Genomic DNA, 21136 nt, shown 5'->3' on the forward strand with positions numbered 1-21136 from the left:
GGTAAAAATTTTTCTCTATCAAAACTTTTCAAACTATCCTCCGTCCTAATTTATGAAATAACAGAAATTTAATTTTTACATAAATGGAGGAAGCCATGAAGAACTTTAGTAAATTATTTCTAATTGTTCTAACTTTCCTTTTCACTACTGCAAATTTTGGTTTTACAAAAGAGAAATATCAACAAATTGAAGATAATTTAATTGTTGGCATTAATACCGATAACAGAGGTCTTCAAATTAGCTGCGCCTTTTTCTTAGGCGAATTCAAATCTGAGCGCGCCGTTATTCCTTTATTAAGAATGTTGAAAAGCGGAATTACCGAAGAGGAAAGAATTATTGCAGCACTTTCCTTATCAAAAATAAAATCTGAGAAAGGAATGTTTGCCGTAAAGCAAAGAATTAAATATGATGAAAGCGAACGAGTTCAAAAATTATGTGCAAAATTCTATAATTGCTTTTTAGCAAATCAGAAAAAATCTGAAATAATTGTTGAACCTTTTGAAGTTGTAAATTTGAATTTAGAGTATAACGGTGTAAAGTTAGCAGATTTTATAAAATAAACATTTTTGAAAATTAAATGAACGGTTGTTTCTATTCTAAACTTGAAAAACAACCGTTCACTCCCCTAATAAAACTAACGGAAAGAATAATCAATTCCTAAATCTAAAGCACTGTAACTTAAATTTCCGAAACCCATACGAATACTAAAAGCCATTTGTTTATTTAGCCAATATCGCATTCCGGCTTGAACGCCAAACCACATTCCGCCTTTATCAACTTCATTTACAATTGCATTTTCCGTTAAAATTTGTCTGTTAACATCATTAAAATCATAAGCAATTATTACACCAGCCCAAGGATCAAATTTTGGATCTTTTAATTTAAAATGATAATTTGTTTGAAAACCAAACAAAATATTTGAATAACTCCATTCAACATCCGGAAAGGTTTCTGTATAACTCCATGATCTAAAAATTCCGCCTATTCCCATTTTTCCAATATTAGAATTTTCCGAATTTTCCAAATCAATTCCGAATTCATGATTTATTCCCAATTGGACAGTAGAACCAAGAAAAGAAAAACCTAATGATGGCCCGGATGTATGTAAATTTGACTGAAACTGACAAAAAATATTTGACGAAATAAAAAGTAAAATAAATATTTTTTTTACGACCATCAAAATTCTCAAATGCTTAGGTTTTCAACTGCCAAAATAAAAAAATTAAATCATTTTTTTACTACTTATACATTAAAAGTTTTAATGCGAATGACACGAACCTTCTTCATTAATTTCTAAAGTTCCTTCAAAAAGTTTTATTGCTGCATCTTCCGCCAATTCTTCATTTGTAAAAATCAATTGTTTACCGTTATTTGTAAAATCTTCTTGTAATCTCCAGCCGGCAGAAGTACAAATTAAATGTGAACAATCTTTCAATCCACTTAAAAGATTTCCATGCGTAGAATTGTGTTCATGTTCATTAGAATGATGGTGATGATTGCCATGATGATGATTAGTAAAATTATTTTCTCGATTTTCTTTATTAGCAATTTTTCCGTCTTTAATTTCAAAAACTACAAATCCATTACATCTTCCAACATGTCCGGTAACTGTTTTAAAATCATCTGTTGCAACTGCGATTTTCATTTTTCCCTCAATTTTAATTATTAATTTTTATTGCTTTGCCAAATATTATGCTTTCTGCCAATTTGTTTCTTGCACTTTTAATTATTCTACCAAATGTAGCTCGAGACACATTCATTCTTTCAGCAGCATCTTCATGTGAAAGATTTTCATAATCTGCCAAATTTATTGCTTCAAATTCATCTTTCTCAAGAATTAATTCATCTAAAAATCTCAACGGAATTCCCTGAGGTTTATAGTATGTTGCTGTAGGATTACAACATGTAATTCGATTTTTTTTTGGTCTAGGCATTTAACTATTATGAGCATATGCTCATAATAAAAATATGAAAAAATATATTCCTTTACAACGAATAAATATTTCTAAAAATTAAAATAAATCAACTACAGAATTTATTTTATAGGTTGGGTGAAATTTTGAAATATGCAAAATATCTTTCGAAACACCGGTTTTAACTAAAGCTGTATCCATTCCAAATTTATTTCCCATTGCAATATCTGTTTCCAATCTATCTCCAATTATAATACAACCTTTAAGTGGAAGATTTATAAGATTTACAATTTCGTTGAACATAAATTTTGATGGCTTGCCAAAATGTTTTTGCAGTTTTCTGTTCGTACGTTTTTCAAGTGCAGAAATTGTTGCACCGGCATCTAAAATTTCTCCGCCATCAATAGGACAAGTATTATCAATATTTGCGGCAAAAAATTTGGCTCCGTTAACAAGAGCTTGTCCGGCAATTTCTAACTTTTTATAATTTAAAGTTCTATCTAGAGTTATAATTATAATTTCAATTTTATTTGGATTATCACAAAATTCTAATCCGGCCGATTCAATTTCCATTATAAATTTTTTTTCAGCAATTGCGTAAAACTTTTTACCATAATAATTATTTGCTAAATATTTTTTAATAATTAAAGTTGAAGTTACAAATTGATTTTTATTAACCTTAAATCCGTGAGATAAAAGAAAATTGTAGTAATCCTCAACACTTCCTGTAGTTTTGTTTGATATGAAAAGAATGTTTTTATTTAATGATTTTAAACGATTTATAACTTTTGCGGAATTAGGAATTATTTTATCTTCAAGATAAATAGTGCCATCCAAATCAAAAATAAATCCGTCATATTTTTCAATAAAGTTCATAGATTTATAAATTATTTTTCCAATGTTGATTAATTATTCTAAAACATTCATTCAAACTTTTGGGAATATAATTTAATTCAGTTTGTGCTTTTAAATTTAATAATCCGGAATTTAGAGGACGCAAAGCCGGTTGTTTTAATTCCTTTGTTAAAATTGGTTCAACAAGTGAAAAATCTAGATTAAAATATTCCGCAATTCTTTTTGTAAATTCAAATCTATGTAAAAATTCACTTCCGCCAATATTAAATAATCCGGTTTTTCCGGAATCACAAATTCCTGTAATCGCAGAAGCTAAATCATCAATAAAAGTGGGATTATTAATCTGATCTGTAACAATTTTAATATTTTGATTTTTAGAAAGTGAATCAAAAACCCATTTAACAAAATCCGGTCTACCGAATTTTGTTGCACCGAATAAAACATTTGTCCGCAAAATTGTACTTTTTATATCAAACTTTTTTATGACATTTTCACCAGCTAATTTACTTCTTCCATAGTAACTAATTGGATTGGGTAAATCTTCTTCTGAGTATGGTCCTTCTTTTCCATCAAAAACATAATCAGTTGAAATATGAATTAAATGAGCATTACTTGGTACAGAATATTTTGCTAAATATTCAACTCCGTTAACATTAATATTCCAAGCTAGTTCTTTTTCAGTTTCGCATTTATCAACATTTGTATAAGCCGCTGTATTTATAATAAAATCCGGATAGAAATTCATTACCAAATTTTTAACATCCTTCTTATTAGAAATATCCAATTTACTATAATTGATTTCCCCAAAAAATGAAGCGTCCTCTGCTGAAGCTAAAAATAATTCGACATCGCTGCGAAATTTTAATATTTCAACAACACTTTGTCCTAACATTCCATTGGAGCCAATCAGCAAAATTCTCTTTTTTATCATTTTATAAAATTCTTTGTTCAAAAAATTATTTTTCAAATATACTTATAATAAAATAAAATGGAATAAATTTGTATTTTCAATTAGTAATTATTTGTTGTAATGTTATAATATTTACTCAAAATAAATTTGAAAGTTATTTTATGAAAATTGGAATTACATGCTATCCTACTTACGGCGGAAGCGGAGTTGTGGCAACGGAATTAGGCAAGGAATTAGCATCGCTTGGATATGAAGTTCATTTTATAAGCTATGCACTTCCACATCGTTTAACTCAATTTGTAGAAAATATTTATTATCATGAAGTTGAAGTTAGTAATTATCCACTTTTTGAACATCAGCTTTACAGTTTAGCATTAACAAGTAAAATGCTGGAAGTAATTGAATATGAACAATTAGATTTGCTTCATGTTCACTATGCAATTCCTCATGCAACAAGTGCATATTTGGCAAAACAAATTTTAAAGAAAAACGGTTCCGATATAAAAATTGTTACAACTCTTCACGGAACTGATATTACTTTGGTTGGATTGGAACCTTCATTTTTACCATTAATGAAATTAAGCATTGAAGAAAGTGACGGTGTTACAGCCGTTTCAAGATTTTTAAAGGAAAAAACGTTAACAAATTATCACATAGAAAAAGATATAGAAGTTATCTACAATTTTATTGATACTGAAATTTTTAAACCCGTTTGTAATAAGCAATTTAAAGATCATGTTGCACCAAATGGAGAAAAAATATTAATTCATACTTCTAATTTCAGACCAGTAAAAAGAGTAAGTGACACAATTAGAATTTTAGAAAAAGTAAATAAAAAAATTCCAACTAAATTAATTCTAATTGGTGATGGTCCTGATAGATCTGAATGTGAAAGATTAACTCGCGAATTAAAGCTAGAACACAATGTTTTATTTTTAGGAAAACAAGACGGATTGGAAAATTTACTCAGTGTTGCGGATATTTTTTTGCTTCCTTCCCAACAAGAAAGTTTTGGTTTATCTGCCCTTGAAGCAATGGCTTGCGGAGTTCCGGTAATTGGATCAAGCGTTGGAGGTTTACCTGAATTAATAATTCACAATACTACTGGATTTATTGCTGAATTTGGTGATGTTGATAGAATGGCAAAATATGCTTTGGAATTATTAACGAACAAGAAAAAATTTAATTCCTTCTCAAAAAACTCCAGAAAAAGATCGGAAAATTATTTTGAGAAGAAATTAATTGTCCCACAATATATTAGATATTATGAAAAAATTTTAAATCAATAATTATTGAACAATTGGAGTTTTTCCAATACTGTAATGAGTAAAACCTAATTCTTTTGTTTTTCTTCTATTGAATACATTTCGTCCGTCGAAAATAATAGGTTTTGCAAGTAAAGATTTAACTTGTTCTAAATCCGGATTATTAAATTCATTCCACTCAGTTAAAACCAATAATGCATTTGCACCATTTACAGCTTTATATTGATCTTCAGCATATTCAACTCTATCTTGTAAATAGAATTTAGCATTTTCCATAGCTTCCGGATCATATGCTGTAACTGTTGCTCCACGTTTTAACAATTCTTCAATAATTACAACAGATGGCGCTTCTCGCATATCATCTGTATTTGGTTTAAAAGCTAAGCCCCAAACAGCAAATTTCATTCCTTGAATATTATCGCCAAAATGTTTGAGTATTTTCTTAACAATCACTTGTTTTTGATCTTTATTAACTTGATCTACAAGTGTTAGTAATCTCATTTCAGAACCCTTTTCTTTGGAAGTTTTTATAAGAGCATTAACATCCTTTGGAAAACAAGATCCACCGTAACCAATTCCGGCATATAAAAATCGTTTCCCTATTCTTGTATCAGAACCCATACCTTTTCTAACCAAATCGATATTTGCTCCAACAACTTCACAGAAATTTGCCAATTCATTCATATACGTAATTCTCATTGCCAAATATGAATTTGCAGCATATTTAGTTACTTCAGAGCTTTCCGGATTCATTTCAATTATTGAACTTCCTTTTAACACAAAAGGATAATAAAGTGATTTCATTTTATTCATTGCCGCATCAGTTGAAGCTCCAATTACAATTCTATCAGGTTTCATAAAATCATCAACGGCAAATCCTTCTCTTAAAAATTCTGGATTAGATACAACTTCAAAATTTTCAATGTTATATTTTTTTAGGATTTTTGTAACTGCTGCTGATGTTCCAACCGGAACTGTACTTTTATTTGCAATAATTTTAAAATCATGTCCGGGATTTTCACTTAAAATTTTACCAATTTCATCAGCAATTCCGTAAACATATTTTAAATCCGCTGATCCATCTTCACCTTGTGGAGTAGGCAGACAAAGCATAATTACTTCACAATCCAAAACTGCTGATTTTAAATCATCGGTAAAATGAAGTCTGTTTTTTGCAATATTTCTGTAAAATAATAAATCTAATCCAGGTTCATAAATTGGGACTTCTGCTTTTTTTAGCTGAGCAAGTTTTTGAGGATTATTATCAACACAAATTACGTCATTTCCCATTTCTGCAAAACAAGTTCCGGATACTAATCCAACATACCCAGTTCCAATAACTGAAATTTTCATTTTTTACTCCAAAAATTTTAATAATTAAAATCTTGCTTAATTTCTTCGAAATTTACGCCCATTAAATCTTTATCAGATATAATCGGATTTTTAATTCCCCAGTTTATTCTTAGGTTTGAATCATTAAATAAAATGCATCTTTCATCAGATTTGCTATAATAATTTGTACATTTATAACTAAATATTGCTGTTTCTGATAATACGGAAAATCCGTGTGCAAAACCCGGCGGAATCCATAATTGTTTTTTATTTTCTTGGGATAATTCTATACCAAAACTTTTTCCAAATGTTGGTGAATTAAACCTAATATCAACAGCAAAATCTAAAACTTTACCAAATAAAACTTGACACAATTTTCCTTGTGCAAATTCACCAACTTGATAATGCAAACCTCTTATTGTTCCATAACTTGAAAACGAAATATTATCTTGAACAAATTTCAGATTAATACCCAATTCTAAATATTTTTTTTCCGAAAATGATTCAAAAAAATAACCTCTATCATCTTTAAAAATATCCGGTTCAATAATAAATAGATCACGGAATGAAGTGTCAACTTTTTTCAATATTAATACCTTTTATTTTTGTGCCAATTAAAAGCTGATTGTAAAATTTCATCTAAATTATATCGTGAATTCCAGCCTAAAATTTCTTTAGCTTTTTTATTATCAGCTACAAGAATTGCCGGATCGCCTTCTCTTCTATCAACAATTTCATATTTGATTTTGAGATTTGTTATTCTTTCTGCAGAATTTATAATTTCTTTAACTGAATTTCCTTCGCCGGTTCCCAAATTAAAAATATTGCTATTTTCGTCATTTTTTAAATATTCAATTGCTTTAAAATGTGCATCACCTAAATCATTGATGTGAATATAATCTCTTATACAAGTTCCGTCTTTGGTTTCATAATCATCGCCAAAAATTAAAACTTTTTCTCTTAAGCCTAATGCTGTGTTCAAAACTATTGGAATTAAGTGAGGTTCGGGATTATGACTTTCACCAATTTCTCCGCTAAAATCAGCACCAGCTGCATTAAAATATCTCAAAGCAACATATTTTAATCCGTATGAATTATCAAAATCTTTCAACATATTTTCAATCATTAATTTTGTCTGCGCATAAGGATTTATTGGATTTGTTTTTTGATTTTCAGAAATTGGAACTATTTCAGGATTTCCATAAAGTGAACATGTTGAAGAAAAAACAAATTTCTTAACAGTATTTTGTAAACATGCCTTAAGTAAATTATAACTTCCAACAACATTATTTTCATAATATAGATTTGGGTTTTCAACAGATTCACCAACATATGCAAAAGCAGCAAAATGAACAACTGCATCAAAATTTTGATTGTGAAAAACCCGATTTAAATTTTGATAATCCAATAAATCAACAATTTCCAATTTAACATTATTTGGAATTGCTTCTTTATGACCTCTGCTCAAATTATCTAGTACCACAACTTCTATGTTTTTCTCATTCAATATTTTTACAAAGTGAGAACCAATATATCCTGCACCACCAGTTACTAAAACTTTCATTTAATTATTAACCATTTTTTTTCGAAAGATACAAAATAATAGTAAATATTTTCTTAAACCAATAATTGAAATTATTTTATGAAATGTAATATTTGATAATTATATAATAAAATTTTACTTTACATCATAAAGTAAAAAAATTTGATGGAATTATGAATATTACAAAATCACAAGCAATAGAAATGTCTGAATTGACTTGCAGACTTTCTCGCGCATGCAACAAAAAAGAAAGTAGTTTTGCAGCTCTTTTTAATCTTACTCCAACTGAATTAAAATGTTTACGAATGTTTGCAAAAAAATCTACTGTTTCAATCAAAGAAATGATTGACGAATTAGAAATAAGTGCTGGAAGAGTAACACATATTTTAACAAGTTTGGAAGAAAAAAAATATATTGTTAGAAGAATTGATAATTTAGATAAGAGAAATCACCTTGTTGATTTAACTCCGGAAAGTAAAAAGTTTATTAGTCTTCTTACCAAAAAACATATTGAACTACATCAAAATATTTTAAATAATTTTGAAATTGAAAAACAAGAATTTGTTGCTGTAATTATGAAAGAATTAATTAATGCTTTAGAACTATGGAGTGATTCGAACAAACAAAAGTTAGGCGAAGAATAATTTTTTCTCCCGCAATTTTTGCGGGAGAATTTATTGAATTATTTTAACATCCTTCTCTTTTTTTCTTCCCGGAAGTTTTCTTTAATGTTATTGCGGTTGGGGCTTTTAACTGCGGCATTTCATTTTTAACAATTAATTCTTCTGAATTTGTCTGAATATTTCCACCAAAATATTTACTAACTTCCGCAAGTTTATCATGTTTATGTTTCTGCTCAACAGAAGGATTTTCTCCGCAATCACATTTGGGAAATAAAATATTTTCCTTCCAATTATTTAATCCACCAGGAATAATATTTATTCCTTTAAAATTATTTGTTTTCAATAAAAACCAAGCTTGCGTTGCTTCAATATCATTATCTGAATAAAGAATTAATTTTTCATTTCTCTGTAATTCTGAATTTAGCAATTGATCGAGTTGAATATTTTCTGAAGTTGGAATATTATACTTTGCAAATTCTTCCGGTTTACGCAAATCAATTAATCTAAAATCAGATTTTGATTGAATAATATTATCAGCTAAATCTTCAACTTTAACTTTACCAATTTCATTTGGTGAAATTAACGATAATTCCTTTACATTAATTTTTATTGAAGTTTTTCCGTATGGATCACCCGCAAAAATTGCAATTACTCCTATACCAAAAGCAAACATTGCAAGTTTTTTTTCTGCATTCAAATTTGAGAAAAACTTTTTCATATTTTTTTCTCCAATGATTTATTTCCCATTTTCCTTTCTCCCCACTCAGCAGCAGCGAATGCGCCAATTGCCATAACCACAACAAGAAAAACTACAATTCCATAAGGAATATTGAAAAATTGTGGTAATGTTACACTTCCCATTGCTGTTGAGTTGAAGAAATGTTCAATAGATGGAAACATTTCTCCGAAAACAAAAATTCCGAACAGCATTCCAATTACATAAACCAATGCATCAATTTTTCCGGTAGCAACAGCAACAATTGATGTTCCTGGGCAATAACCACCAATTACAAATCCAACACCAGCAACTAAACCCCCAACTAAATTAGGCATCACATTAGTTGGAGTAAGATAAATTAGAGATAAATCTAAAAATCCAATTACGGATAAAAAGAAAATTCCAAGCATTGCAGTTACAATTGCTGTAAACATAACTTTTAATACACGCATATTTGTAAAATAAAATTGAGCTGCCAAAATTGTTGCTCTACCGAAACCGCCGCGCTCCAAAGCAAATCCGAATGCAATCCCAATTACAAATGCAATAATTAAACTTACGTCTGTTCCAAAATATTCATATTTAAAGAATGGTGCACTCATATCCATTGTCTCCTTAAAAAATAAGCTGCCGCATAACCTCCGACAAAAACCATCATCATAAATATCCAACTGCCAAAATTTAAAACTGCACCACCGGTTAAAGCTTGTCCGCTCATACAACCGCGAGCTAATTTAGCGCCCCAGCCTAATAATCCTCCACCAATAAATGCATAAACCAATCTCATCTTTGTAGAAATTTTTGGACCTTTCTCAATTCCTTTTTTAACCCGATGTGAAAGAATCCCGGAAATAAATCCTCCGAACAAAACTCCAATTACTTGAAAGACTAACCAATCTTTAAATGGATTTGAATTTTTATCGCCGAGATATTCTGTATAAAAACTATTTTTTGCAGCATGTTCCGGTGCAATTTTATTTACACTAACTGCAACTGCGGTAGAAAGTGCGCCGGATGCGCCTAATCCTCTCCCCATAATTACGAAAGCCGCAAGCAAAACTAAACCTAAACCAATTCCAACAAAATAAGGGTTTGAGAAAGGTTTTTCTTTCACATGAATGTGAGCATGATCTCCATGTTCAAAAATATGTGAAATTTTTTCTGTTAAACCATTCATAATTTATATTCTCCATTAATGTAAATTTGAGTTAAACCAATGACTGTATTGACCGGCAGAAACAATTATAAATCTTAAAATTAATCCTCCAACAATAACCATTAAAGGTGCAAGTGCCGTATGTTTTACTTTATGATTTACGGCAAGCAGCTGAATAATAAGCGGGATAATAATTCCAATACCAATAACAAAAACCCAAAAACTTGGTGCAAATTCTCCGGTTAAAAGTAAATCAGCGGCTTGCGCTTGTACTTCAGTTGCTGTTTTCAATCCTATAATAAAAAGAGCAATTACGAAAAGTTCAATAATTAAAAATGCATTATCAGCCTTTGCTAACAATTCACGTTCGTAAACATCTTTAGCAATTACATGAACAAAAGCCGCAGCACCGGAAAGTCCGGAAACCAAAAACAGTAACCAAAGAATCGCCGAACTCCATAATGGTCTTGCCCCAAGTGAGCTTAACAGAACTCCGGTATATAATCCAATTCCCGCTCCAAAAAACATAGTAATTATGCCGATGTTTTTCAGCAGAATTGGTTTTTCAAGCAAATATTTTTTCCAATTTATAATTTGCGGAAGTTTTTCTTCAAGAAATTTTGGTGGTTTTAATAGAATGTTAACCAATAAAATTGGATATACTAATACTAAAATCCAAGAACCCCACGACATTGCAGAGCTAATCTGAAATGTTGTGTATAATCTCCAAACATATAGTTTGTGTTCTAAATCCAAGAACAATGCAAACATTCCAATGCTCAACAAAATCACACTCATATATGGCAAATAAAAACATGAACAATTTTTTTCAGTTTGTCTTCCCTTAAATAAAAAATATCCGGAAATTAGCATCATACCGGCAACCATTCCGCCAAGAAAAAGATAAACCGGAATTTCCCAACCCCATACGGAAAGTGTCGGATCAATCATGTGATTATTTCTTGTTGAAGTAATTTCGTTCATCTCAATCTCCTAAATCAAATAAAAAATATTAGGTTTTGTTCCAGCTTCTGGAATTAGCGAATGATATTTTCTTGATTGTAACAATAAATTTACTTGGCTGTTTGGATCATCAAAATCACCAAAATACATACAATGAGTTGGACAGACAGAAACGCATGCTGGATTTAATCCTTTCTCAACTCTGTGAATGCAAAATGTACATTTATCAACATAGCCTTCGGGATGAACATATCTTGCATCATAAGGACAAGAAGCAATACAAGCTTTACATCCAATGCATTCATCGTGATTTACCAAAACAACTCCGCCAATATCGTGATAATGACTTGCGCCGGTTGGACAACATGAAACGCATGGTGCGTCTGTGCAATGATTACATCTTTCTGTTCTGATTTCTAAACTAATTGTTGGGAATTTTCCTTTCGATTCTGTAGTAATCCAATCTCTGCAAAATCCTTGCGGAACATTATTTTCAGATTGACAAGCAATTACACAATCTTGACATCCCACACATTTTTTTGTATCGATAACCATTCCGTATCTTGCCATCTACGCCTCCAACTCAATAGTTACGAAATTTACATTCATTCCCGTTCCTCCCATCAATGGATCAACTTTATATTTTGTAACAAGCTGTGCATCGCTTGCACCTTTATTGAAAGTCTGCCGATACATTTTTGCTTTCTGTCCAAAACCGTGAACCATATAAACGCAATCTGTTCTAATTCTTTCCGTAGCTTTAACCTTGATTTTATTGCTTATAACTCCATCTTGATTTTTTAATTTTACATATTCACCATTATTAATTCCCAATCTTTTTGCAATATCAGAATTTAACCACAACTCATTTTCACTCATCAAATCTGATAAAAATCTGTTTGATAAAGTTTTGCTAAAAGTATGAACCGGTGCTCTTCCAAATAATAATCTAAAATATCCGGCTGGCGGTTCTTCAGGTTTGGTATATTTTGGAACGGGATCAAATCCCGCTTCTTTTAGTGGAATTGAATAAAATTCAACTTTTCCGGATTGTGTATAAAATTCCGGAACATCATTTTCTCCATAATAAATAGGCTGTTGAGGAGCTTTTATTATACCTTTTTCTTTTAATTCCGCTAAACTCAATCCCGCACTTTTCAATCTTGTTTCAAGATATTCTTCAACATTTTTCCAAGGAAAATATTTTCCTAAGCTAAGTTTATTTGCGAGTTGTTTTGCAATCCACCAATTTGGTTTTTGATCATTAGGAGAATCTATTACCGGTTGACGCAAACCAACAAATCCTTCTTTGAATGACGAAGTATTCAAATCATCATATCTTTCCAAATAAACTGATTCCGGTAAAACTACATCTGCATATCCAGCAATTTCACTTGGAACAACATCTACAACAACCAACACATCTAATTTCTGAATTGCATCTATTGTTTCTTGCATATTCGGCAAAGCTTGCAAAAGATTTGTAGCATAAATAAACCATCCTTTTATTGGATAAGGATTTTCGGTCAATGTTGCATCACGCATTCCACTTGAACTTTTTTCGCCTTCTGCAAATGGATATCTTCGATTTGGATTATCAGCAGCTTCCCTTTTCGGTTCCGGGTAAGCTGGATAAGGATATTTTGGAATACTGTAATTATATGGAATATAAAATCCGCCTTTCTTTCCCCAATTTCCCATAAGTGCATTTAACAAAGCAATTGCTCGGCTTCGTTGTGTATCATCTCCGTACCAAGTTGTGTGTCTTCCGGGATGAATTAAAGTTGCCGGTTTATATCGCGCCATTTCGTAAGCAGTTTCTCTAATAATATCGGGTTCGATCGAAGTTACTATATATGCCCATTCCGGAGTGTATTGGGAAATTTCATACGCAAATTGATCAAAACCAAATCCGTAATTTTCTACAAATTCTTTATCATATAATTTTTCTGAAACTATAACATTCATCCAAGCTAAAATTAATGCAAGATCGGTTCCGGGTTTAATTGGTAGATAATATTTCGATTTGCTTGCAGCAACGGAAAATCTTGGATCAACTGTAATTATTGTTGCACCCTTTTCTACTGCTTCGGCAAATTCTTGTACTTGTGTATTATGCATATTTTCGCCAAGATGCGAACCAATTAAAACCAAACATTTTGCATTTTGAATATCTGTTCTTTCCGGTGAGCCAACTACATCTCCGAATGTTAATTCAAATCCAACTTCTCTTGGTCCGCGGCATTGAGTAAAAGATGGAGCAGTAATATTCGGACTTCCATAAGCATTAAATAAATGCTGAAGAAAATTTCCTCCAATTCCGTGACTAAATAAAACCATAGATTCGGGTCCAAATTCCGACTTAATTTTTTTCATTTTTCCGGCGATGTAATCTAGAGCTTCATCCCAAGTTACTTGAACAAATTCTTCTTTTCCTCTTTCACCTTTTCTAATTAACGGAGCTTTAAGTCTATCGGAATCCGAATAAACTCCAATTCCTCCGGTTCCTCTTGGGCACAATCTTCCGTTGCTTAATGGATCTTCCGGATTTCCTTCAATTTTCCAAAGTTCTCCGTCTTTCAAATATGCAATTGCTCCGCATTTCCAAAAGCATAAATCGCAGTAAGTTGGAATTTTCTGAATCCCTTCAACTTTTTTTCCGGATTTACTTTCAATTTTTTCTGCACCTTTTACAACTTCACTAAGTGAAGTTACGGCAACGGCGGCACCAAAGGTTGCGCCGGTAATTTTTAAGAATCTTCTTCGTGATAATGAATTCATAAATTATAATCCCGATATTTTCTTAATTAAATCTTTTATTGCTCCGCATTGCGAAAATTCATTATAAACTTCGCATTCTCTGCAGTTTCGGTTTTCACAAATCGTATTTGGGTGTGTGAATGTCCAGCAAGGTTGCTGATGACTCTTAAAAGCATCACAAACTTTTCGGTCTTCTTCTGTACATTTTACAACTTCCCAGCAAGGAATAAGCGAGTAAATTGTTTTGATTCCGTTTATACTGATTTTCGATTCGTTAATTGCTCGGCGAATACATCTTAATCTTTCCAAATCGTCTTCGGAATAAATTCTTTGGTTTCCATCAGATTTATGCGGAATTATTAAACCTTCTTTTTCATACATTCTAAGGGTTGGAACGGAAATTCCAAGAATTTGTGCGGCTGTTCTGATTGGATAAATTGGAGTTTTTTTATCTATGGCAATTTCCATTTCATTCCAAAAATGTTGATAATTATGAATATCAACTTTCTTGCCATTTTAAAATATTAGCTTTTGTTAAATATTCTAATTTTATAATCAAATATTTTCTAAAATTTTGGATAAGACTAAATGTGTTTTTTTAATTTTGGGAGAAAGAATATAACTTATCTTTATAAAATATTTTCATACAAAAGTAGGAGTATTTTTCACTTTCATTACCTAAATAAGTTTCAAATTTTACCATATTTTCCTAAAAAATTGTAGTTGTTTGTCCGATAATTAAACATCTATTAAAAATTTTGGGAAAACGATGAAATTAAACACACTTAGAGCAAAAGTTACTTTAATTTTATTACTTTCGATTACGTCAATTTCTGTAATATTGCTTATTCTTTCTTACTCAAATTCTGTTGAAGAAAATAACTCAAAAATTGCCAATGAGTTTAAGAAATTTGAAAATCTATTTGACAAGGAAATTGAAGCTAAAATTCTTGATCAATCTGCAGCATTAGAAATTTTAAGTCATGATGAAAAAATTTTACAACTTTTTGCCGAACAAAATCGTGATGAATTATCAAAATATTTACTTCCTCTTTTTGAAAATAAATTAAAACCTATTTACAAAATTGCTCAACTTCATTTTCACACAAGAGATAATCTTTCCTTTTTACGACTTCATGAACCTGAAAATTTTGGTGATGATTTAAGTTCATTTAGAAAAACTGTTGTTGAGTGTAACTCACAGAGAAAAATTGTTTCCGGAATTGAAGTTGGAAAATTTGGAACCGGATTACGAAATATTACTCCACTTGAGTATAAAAATATCCATATTGGAAGTGTTGAATTTAGCGGAAGTATTTTCGGAATTTTGGATGGAATTGGTAAAGCTTTAAATATGGAATACTCGATTGGAATTCATAAAAAAAATCTTGATGCAACCGGAAAAAAATTAGGTAATAATGATATTGTTAAAGAAAAAAGTATTTACTATCATTTTTCAAATCCGGAAATAATTAAACAATTGGAAAATGTAGAAATTCAAAAAGAGCCGATAGTTTATGATTTTGGTGATAAAAAAATTGCCGTCGCTTCTATTCCACTTTATGATTATAAGAAAAAAGATGCCGGCTGTGTAACATTATTTAAAGATGTTTCAAATAATTATGCAGTTCTTCATAGCGCAATTTATAATTCTATTTTAGTTGTTTTTATTTCTACATTAATTATTTCACTTATTTCATTCACATTTTTGAAAAAAAATCTACTAAATCCTCTTGTTGCAATTAGCGAAGCAGCAAATAAAATTTCCAACGGAAAATATGATTTTACACTTTCGGTTAGAAAAAATGATGAAATTGGTGCAGTAAGAAAAAGTTTAAATAAAATGATTGAAAATATTAATAGAAGCAGGCAAGCACTTCATGATGAAAAAAACAGTATAGAAGAAAAAGTAAAAATTGCAATAAAAGAATCCGAAGAACAAAAACTTTATTTGGAAAAAAGTGTTGAGAAAATGCTTTATGTAATGAATGAATTTTCCAAGGGAAATTTAACAGTAAAACTTCCGGATGATTATCAAGATTCAATAGGAAAACTATTTAGAGGATTTAATTCAACTGTGAAAAATCTACATGATTTGGTAAGTAAAGTAAATGAAACAGTTGATTTAACAATTAATGAAAGTATGCGAATTGCCGCCGGTGTTGAGGAATTATCCATTGGCTCTGAACAACAAAGTGAACAGACAAATGAAATAACAAATTCAATTGATGAAATGATTAAAACATTTTCAGAAACTTCACGAAATACAAATTCTGCAGCAAAATCTGCTAATGAAGCCGGAAAATTAGCCAAAGAAGGAAGCAAAGTTGTGCAAAATGCAGTTGAAGCAATGGATAAAATTGCATTGATTGTTTCTAACGCAGCTGAAAAAGTTTCTGAACTTGGAAAAAATTCTGATAAAATTGGTGAGATTATTCAAGTTATTGATGAAATTGCCGATCAAACAAATCTGCTTGCACTAAACGCTGCAATTGAAGCCGCTCGAGCTGGCGAACATGGAAGAGGTTTTGCTGTTGTTGCTGATGAAGTTAGAAAATTAGCAGAAAGAACAACAAATTCAACACAAGAAATTTCAAAAATGATTCAGCAAATTCAGACAGATACTCAGCTCGTTGTTAACTCAATTTATGAAGGGAATCAAGAAGTTGAAAAAGGAAAAAAACTAGCTAAAAATGCCGGAGATGCAATTGATCATATTGTAATTAGCACAAATCATGTTGTTGATGAAATTAACCAAGTTGCAACAGCTAGCGAAGAACAATCCTCGCAATCAAATCATGTTTCTGAAAATATAATTAGAATAAATAATGTTGCTTCGGAATCTTTAGTCGGTGTACAACAAATAGCAAGCGCCGCAGAACATCTAAATAATATGACAATGGATTTGAAAGAATTAACTTGTCAGTTTAAAATTAACAACAGTAATTTTAAAAATAATTGTAAAGAAAATGTTTATGTAGAATATTAAAAAAAACCTCAGGCTAAAGCCTGAGGCTACAGTTTAAATGTATTTATAAAAATATTTTAACAACCGCCGACAACTCTTTTTAACTTTTTCTCAACACCGCCTTTGGGCTTATTGTTTTTAATCATTTCCGGAATTACTAAAGAAGCTTTTTCTCTAAATGCAAATGTTGTTTGTTCAACTTTATTTTGTGGAGTTTGTGTATTATCAAAATTCAAAATAAGTTTGTTAAATGTTTTAATCCCACCGGAAAGTATTTTAATATTATTATAACCAAGTTCTTTTGCTATAATTGCAATTTTTCTTTCTTCAATTTCGTCATTTGCAATAAATACATTTGTTCTATTTGCCAAGCTTAAAAATCTGTTTGGTTCTTTTTCAAAAAAATTATCTATAGAAAATAAAATTGAATTTGGCAAACTTTGTTTTCTATATTCATCGGAAGTTCTAAAATCGAAAATTTGTAATTTTTTATCGCCTTCCATCATTCTGTAAGCTAATTCATCAGAAGTGATTTCTTTAAGCGGATATGAATTTACAAATTCTAAATTTTCAACCATTTCTAATAATCCCGCTTTTTTAGGAGGAAACATAAAAGCCGAAATTGCGATAAAAATTCCAACTGCTGTTAATCCCAAATAATAAGGAGTAAATCTAATTGCCGGTTTTTCAACTCCGTTAACTTTATTTTCAATTATTGAAGTTGCCCAAAAAGCTATAAGTGCTATTGAAGTAAGAATAAATGCAAATAATGATTGTGAAATTCCGAAAGTATCAAAAATTCTTATTCCGCCAAAATTATAAGCTTTATAAAAATCTTCCCAAAGAGGATAACCTTCTGCGAAAATTAATATTCCCAAAACAGAACCAAGGATGAAATACATTGCATCAATTTTACCAATGGCGGCTGCACACACGGAAGTTCCGGGACAAAATCCGCCAATCACAAATCCTAATCCCATAATTAATCCACCGGCAATTGCTGCGCCTACAAATGTTGGATTTATATAAATTAGATTTACATCTAAATATCCCCAATGATCTAACATTATAATTCCGAACATTGCTACAAGTCCCGCAGTAAAAAACACGCGAAGAACTGTAAAATCATAACCGTAGAATAATCCAACTAATTTTTTAGAAGTTGAAAATCCGGCTTGCTCTAAAATTGCACCAAATGCAACTCCAATAACCAAAGCAATTATAAAATTTAAATCATTGCTGATTACATCGGGAACTAAAGGACCCATTTTAAATTCTCCTTAAATCCAAAATTTTCTAAAAAAATATGCAAACAAATATGCACCACCAAAAATTGCAATCATTGTTAAAATTCCACCGGAAGATAAAACTGCCATTCCGCTTAATGCTGCACCGCTTGTGCAACCTCTTCCCAATTGTGCACCAAATCCAAATAATAATCCGCCGGTAATTGCACCAAATATTCTAATTCTTGAATCTATTCTTGGACCGTGTTCGAGAGTTAAATTTAATCTTTCAGATACTAATCCGGAAATAAATGCGCCGATTAAAACTCCGATTACTTCAAAAACCAGCCAAGATTTTAGCGGGCTTCCAGTATGTTCTGATAAATATTCTTTGTAAAATTTTGTATTCTCTGCATGATTCGGAGTTACTGATTCAACAACTTGAACAGTCATACTTTTTACAGCTCCGCTTGCACCTAATCCTCTTCCGGTTATGTAAACTGTTGCAACTAAAAGAAGTCCTAATAAAAATCCTGCTAAATATGGATTCATATATTTTGTCTGCATTATTTACTCTCCTTTAATTTTAATACTTCAGCATCATCATGCTCAAGTTCTTCGTAGCCCGTTAACATTGCTTTTAAGTTTGTTGTAATAGTTTCACCAGTTGTTATTAAGTAAAGATGAACAATTAAAAATGAAACCAAAAAGAATGCCGCAACTGTATGAACAATCGCAATAATTTCCAAAGAATCAATATTTAAAAATTTTATTTCATGTCTTTGCGGATAACGATAAAGCATATAGAGTAATCCGGAAGTTACCGAAAGCGGAATTACCAAAATTTTTAATCCGAAGTAAGTTAACTTTTGCATAGGATTTAATTTTCTTAAAACAGTTTTCTTTGTAGGATGTGGAGCATTTTTAAAAATTCCGGAAAAATAATAATGCACTTGAGCAACAATATTTTTATAAGTTGGAATATATTGTTTCCATTCGCCTGTTGTAAAATGCCAAAATATTGCAAATACAATTAGTATGATAAATAAATAAGCTGAAATATTATGGTACATTACTGCTTCTTCAAATCCGAAGAAATTATATGAACCGTGAATTTCAAATCCGGTAAATCCAAGAAATATTATTAAGATTGCCTGCATCCAATGCCAAAATCTTTCAAAGGATTTATAGACATAAACTTTTTTAGTCATTTTTTTGAACTCCATTTTTTAATTTTCTTGCAGCGTAAAATCTTAATGAACCATGAAGAGCAATACCAATAAGTGATAAAAGGATATTCCAAATTCCTATGTAATCAATAATTTTTGAGTAATCTCTTCCGGGCATATAAAAATCCTTTAATTCTGCTAATCGGCTGTTTTCTCTTGTATGGCATTCAGCACATTGAACAGAATTTTCTGCGGGAGAAACTTGATGATTTACCGGCCAATTCATTTCAGTTTTGATAAATGAAATTTTTCCGCTAAATGGTAATTCTGCATCTTTCATTCCTTCTGCACTTGCGGTTTCCCAATTAAAATCTTGCCAAAATGCACCTTCACCTTTTTGATCTGCATAAAGTTTGGGCTGAATTAATATTCTGTATTCCGGATCAAAAGGTTGAATTGCTCTGTGAACTTTTACCGGTATTATTTTGGATTCCGAATCTGAATAAGATCCGTGAAGTTCATTCATTACCAAAGATTTTGTTGTATCTTCAATTTTATCACCCTCTAAATAATGAGATGCTGTACCGTTAAACCATTGATATTCCGGCTTAACATTGTTTTCCCATTCAAAACTTCCTTTAATTGAAAGATAAGTATGATTGCTTAAACTGTCTTCTTCATGATAAGGTTCACCATTTTTAAGTTTTCCGGCAGTCGACCAATCCCACGCCATTTTTGTTGATTTTCCTTTTGCATAAGTTGGGATGTGGCAAGTTTGACAAGCAACTTTTAAAGTATGTTCGTTCAAAATTTCCTTTTCATGCGGAGTTGAAGTGTGGCAATCTTCGCAAAAAACCCGATTATGATTCATCGAAGAAAGCGAGTACATTTTTCCGGCAATTGTATGCTGATTTGTTGTATGGCAATCAACGCATTGCAAATCCATTCCATCAGCATCCATGTGAATATCAATATCTCTATTTGGGTAAAACATATCACTGCTTAAATCACCGTGTTTAACATTATCTCCGCCGCCGCCAAAAAAGTGACAAACACCGCAATTTGTTCTTTCAGGCTTTCCAACATTTTGTGCAATGTTATTAAAATCCAATGTTTCCAAAGGTGCTCCACCTTGATTTTGAGCTTTTGTATAAGTTTCGGTATTGTCATGGCAAACCAAACAATCAATATTATTTGCGTCTGTAAAAACTGTACCTTTTTCATCCATTCCATAACCAATATGACATTTTGCACAGCTTTTTTCATTTCCTTGTGTTCCGATACAGAAATTATTCATTATATTTTTTTTACCGATTGAAACAATTCCACGGCCTTCTATATATTCTTCACGTTCCCAATTCCAATGATTTGAATGCATAACTTCTTCGTGACGTTTATTATGACAAGTTATACATTCCGCAGTAACTTCTCTTGGTGAATTAAATTCTTTCTGCAATTCTGCAAATTTCGAATGATCAACAGAAGCAATGTGTTTTTCGGAATATTTATTTTTAAGTTTATCTAAAATAGTTTCTTCACTACTTTTGGTTGTTAATGTTCCAATTGCAACAATAATTACCAAAACTAAAACTCCAATTGAGCCGATAATTTTTTTCATAAAAGAATACTTTCCAATTTTATTTTATAATCTAAAATATTAGGATATTTCCTTTCAAATTGTTTGCCAAGTTTTTTTATTGTTTTACACTATAAAACAAATAATTCTGAGTGAAAC

Annotated in this window: 23 protein-coding genes; 4 read left to right on the forward strand and 19 right to left on the reverse strand. The window is 30.9% G+C overall.

Annotated elements, in window-relative coordinates; genetic code table 11:
- Positions 1 to 95: 95 nt before the first annotated feature.
- Positions 96 to 560, forward strand: coding sequence for a hypothetical protein (locus tag IPM32_01115; protein ID MBK8943844.1), 465 nt, complete (start codon positions 96 to 98; stop codon positions 558 to 560).
- Between the two features lie 74 nt (positions 561 to 634).
- Here the strand turns inward: IPM32_01115 and IPM32_01120 are convergent, their stop codons facing one another.
- The 5 genes from IPM32_01120 to rfbD all read right to left on the reverse strand — a co-directional run bounded on the left by IPM32_01120 (position 635) and on the right by rfbD (position 3699).
- Positions 635 to 1177, reverse strand: coding sequence for a hypothetical protein (locus IPM32_01120; GenBank protein ID MBK8943845.1), 543 nt, complete (start codon positions 1175 to 1177; stop codon positions 635 to 637).
- Positions 1178 to 1258: 81 nt separating this feature from the next.
- A complete protein-coding gene (locus tag IPM32_01125) occupies positions 1259 to 1645 on the reverse strand; it encodes an iron-molybdenum cofactor biosynthesis protein (protein ID MBK8943846.1) in 387 nt (128 codons plus the stop codon).
- A gap of 13 nt (positions 1646 to 1658) precedes the next feature.
- Positions 1659 to 1934, reverse strand: coding sequence for a DUF134 domain-containing protein (locus IPM32_01130; GenBank protein ID MBK8943847.1), 276 nt, complete (start codon positions 1932 to 1934; stop codon positions 1659 to 1661).
- 78 nt (positions 1935 to 2012) lie between these two features.
- Positions 2013 to 2789 carry an HAD-IIA family hydrolase gene (locus IPM32_01135; protein ID MBK8943848.1) on the reverse strand — a complete coding sequence of 259 codons (777 nt, stop codon included), beginning with the start codon at positions 2787 to 2789 and terminating at the stop codon, positions 2013 to 2015.
- Between the two features lie 4 nt (positions 2790 to 2793).
- Positions 2794 to 3699 carry a dTDP-4-dehydrorhamnose reductase gene (rfbD, locus tag IPM32_01140; GenBank protein ID MBK8943849.1) on the reverse strand — a complete coding sequence of 302 codons (906 nt, stop codon included), beginning with the start codon at positions 3697 to 3699 and terminating at the stop codon, positions 2794 to 2796.
- A gap of 140 nt (positions 3700 to 3839) precedes the next feature.
- Between rfbD and bshA the strand changes: the two genes are divergently transcribed.
- Positions 3840 to 4967, forward strand: coding sequence for an N-acetyl-alpha-D-glucosaminyl L-malate synthase BshA (bshA, locus tag IPM32_01145; protein MBK8943850.1), 1128 nt, complete (start codon positions 3840 to 3842; stop codon positions 4965 to 4967).
- Here bshA and IPM32_01150 read toward each other — a convergent pair whose 3' ends face one another.
- The 3 genes from IPM32_01150 to galE are packed head-to-tail and all read right to left on the reverse strand — an operon-like array spanning position 4968 to position 7839.
- Positions 4968 to 6296, reverse strand: coding sequence for a UDP-glucose/GDP-mannose dehydrogenase family protein (locus IPM32_01150; GenBank protein ID MBK8943851.1), 1329 nt, complete (start codon positions 6294 to 6296; stop codon positions 4968 to 4970).
- A 17-nt stretch (positions 6297 to 6313) separates the two neighbouring features.
- Positions 6314 to 6862 carry a dTDP-4-dehydrorhamnose 3,5-epimerase gene (gene rfbC, locus IPM32_01155; protein ID MBK8943852.1) on the reverse strand — a complete coding sequence of 183 codons (549 nt, stop codon included), beginning with the start codon at positions 6860 to 6862 and terminating at the stop codon, positions 6314 to 6316.
- A gap of 2 nt (positions 6863 to 6864) precedes the next feature.
- Positions 6865 to 7839, reverse strand: a complete 975-nt coding sequence (gene galE / locus IPM32_01160; protein MBK8943853.1) for a UDP-glucose 4-epimerase GalE — start codon at positions 7837 to 7839, stop codon at positions 6865 to 6867.
- A gap of 152 nt (positions 7840 to 7991) precedes the next feature.
- Here galE and IPM32_01165 point away from each other — a divergent pair, with 152 nt between their 5' ends.
- A complete protein-coding gene (locus IPM32_01165; GenBank protein ID MBK8943854.1) occupies positions 7992 to 8462 on the forward strand; it encodes a MarR family transcriptional regulator in 471 nt (156 codons plus the stop codon).
- A 43-nt stretch (positions 8463 to 8505) separates the two neighbouring features.
- On the opposite strand, the gene IPM32_01170 is transcribed toward IPM32_01165, so the two are convergent.
- Genes IPM32_01170 through IPM32_01200 form a run of 7 tightly spaced genes read right to left on the reverse strand, consistent with a single transcriptional unit; the run spans position 8506 to position 14506 of the window.
- Positions 8506 to 9159 carry a rhodanese-like domain-containing protein gene (locus IPM32_01170; GenBank protein ID MBK8943855.1) on the reverse strand — a complete coding sequence of 218 codons (654 nt, stop codon included), beginning with the start codon at positions 9157 to 9159 and terminating at the stop codon, positions 8506 to 8508.
- Complete coding sequence (locus IPM32_01175) at positions 9156 to 9761, reverse strand: YeeE/YedE family protein (protein MBK8943856.1); 606 nt, start codon at positions 9759 to 9761, stop codon at positions 9156 to 9158. The genes IPM32_01170 and IPM32_01175 overlap by 4 nt, the downstream gene beginning before the upstream one ends.
- The gene (locus tag IPM32_01180) at positions 9758 to 10336 is read right to left on the reverse strand and encodes a YeeE/YedE family protein (GenBank protein MBK8943857.1); all 579 of its coding nucleotides are present in this window, start codon (positions 10334 to 10336) and stop codon (positions 9758 to 9760) included. The genes IPM32_01175 and IPM32_01180 overlap by 4 nt, the downstream gene beginning before the upstream one ends.
- A 15-nt stretch (positions 10337 to 10351) precedes the next feature.
- On the reverse strand, positions 10352 to 11299 hold the full coding sequence (gene nrfD / locus IPM32_01185) for a polysulfide reductase NrfD (protein ID MBK8943858.1): 948 nt from the start codon (positions 11297 to 11299) through the stop codon (positions 10352 to 10354).
- Between the two features lie 9 nt (positions 11300 to 11308).
- Positions 11309 to 11848: a 4Fe-4S dicluster domain-containing protein gene (locus tag IPM32_01190; GenBank protein ID MBK8943859.1), complete on the reverse strand. Its 540-nt coding sequence runs from the start codon at positions 11846 to 11848 to the stop codon at positions 11309 to 11311.
- Positions 11849 to 14059, reverse strand: a complete 2211-nt coding sequence (locus tag IPM32_01195; protein MBK8943860.1) for a molybdopterin-dependent oxidoreductase — start codon at positions 14057 to 14059, stop codon at positions 11849 to 11851.
- Between the two features lie 3 nt (positions 14060 to 14062).
- Positions 14063 to 14506 (reverse strand): MerR family transcriptional regulator, encoded by a 444-nt coding sequence (locus IPM32_01200; GenBank protein ID MBK8943861.1) that lies wholly within the window; start codon positions 14504 to 14506, stop codon positions 14063 to 14065.
- 301 nt (positions 14507 to 14807) lie between these two features.
- On the opposite strand from IPM32_01200, the gene IPM32_01205 reads away from it, so the two are divergent.
- On the forward strand, positions 14808 to 17027 hold the full coding sequence (locus IPM32_01205; GenBank protein MBK8943862.1) for a HAMP domain-containing protein: 2220 nt from the start codon (positions 14808 to 14810) through the stop codon (positions 17025 to 17027).
- 56 nt (positions 17028 to 17083) lie between these two features.
- Here the strand turns inward: IPM32_01205 and IPM32_01210 are convergent, their stop codons facing one another.
- Genes IPM32_01210 through IPM32_01225 form a run of 4 tightly spaced genes read right to left on the reverse strand, consistent with a single transcriptional unit; the run spans position 17084 to position 21019 of the window.
- Positions 17084 to 18274 carry a YeeE/YedE family protein gene (locus IPM32_01210; protein MBK8943863.1) on the reverse strand — a complete coding sequence of 397 codons (1191 nt, stop codon included), beginning with the start codon at positions 18272 to 18274 and terminating at the stop codon, positions 17084 to 17086.
- Between the two features lie 12 nt (positions 18275 to 18286).
- On the reverse strand, positions 18287 to 18799 hold the full coding sequence (locus IPM32_01215; GenBank protein MBK8943864.1) for a YeeE/YedE family protein: 513 nt from the start codon (positions 18797 to 18799) through the stop codon (positions 18287 to 18289).
- Complete coding sequence (locus IPM32_01220) at positions 18799 to 19443, reverse strand: cytochrome b/b6 domain-containing protein (GenBank protein MBK8943865.1); 645 nt, start codon at positions 19441 to 19443, stop codon at positions 18799 to 18801. The genes IPM32_01215 and IPM32_01220 overlap by 1 nt, the downstream gene beginning before the upstream one ends.
- Entirely contained in the window at positions 19436 to 21019 is a 1584-nt protein-coding gene (locus IPM32_01225; GenBank protein ID MBK8943866.1) for a tetrathionate reductase family octaheme c-type cytochrome, read from the reverse strand. Before IPM32_01225 ends, IPM32_01220 begins: the two co-directional genes overlap by 8 nt.
- Positions 21020 to 21136 lie beyond the last annotated feature (117 nt).

Source organism: Ignavibacteriota bacterium (genome assembly GCA_016716225.1).
Taxonomy (GTDB): domain Bacteria; phylum Bacteroidota; class Ignavibacteria; order Ignavibacteriales; family Melioribacteraceae.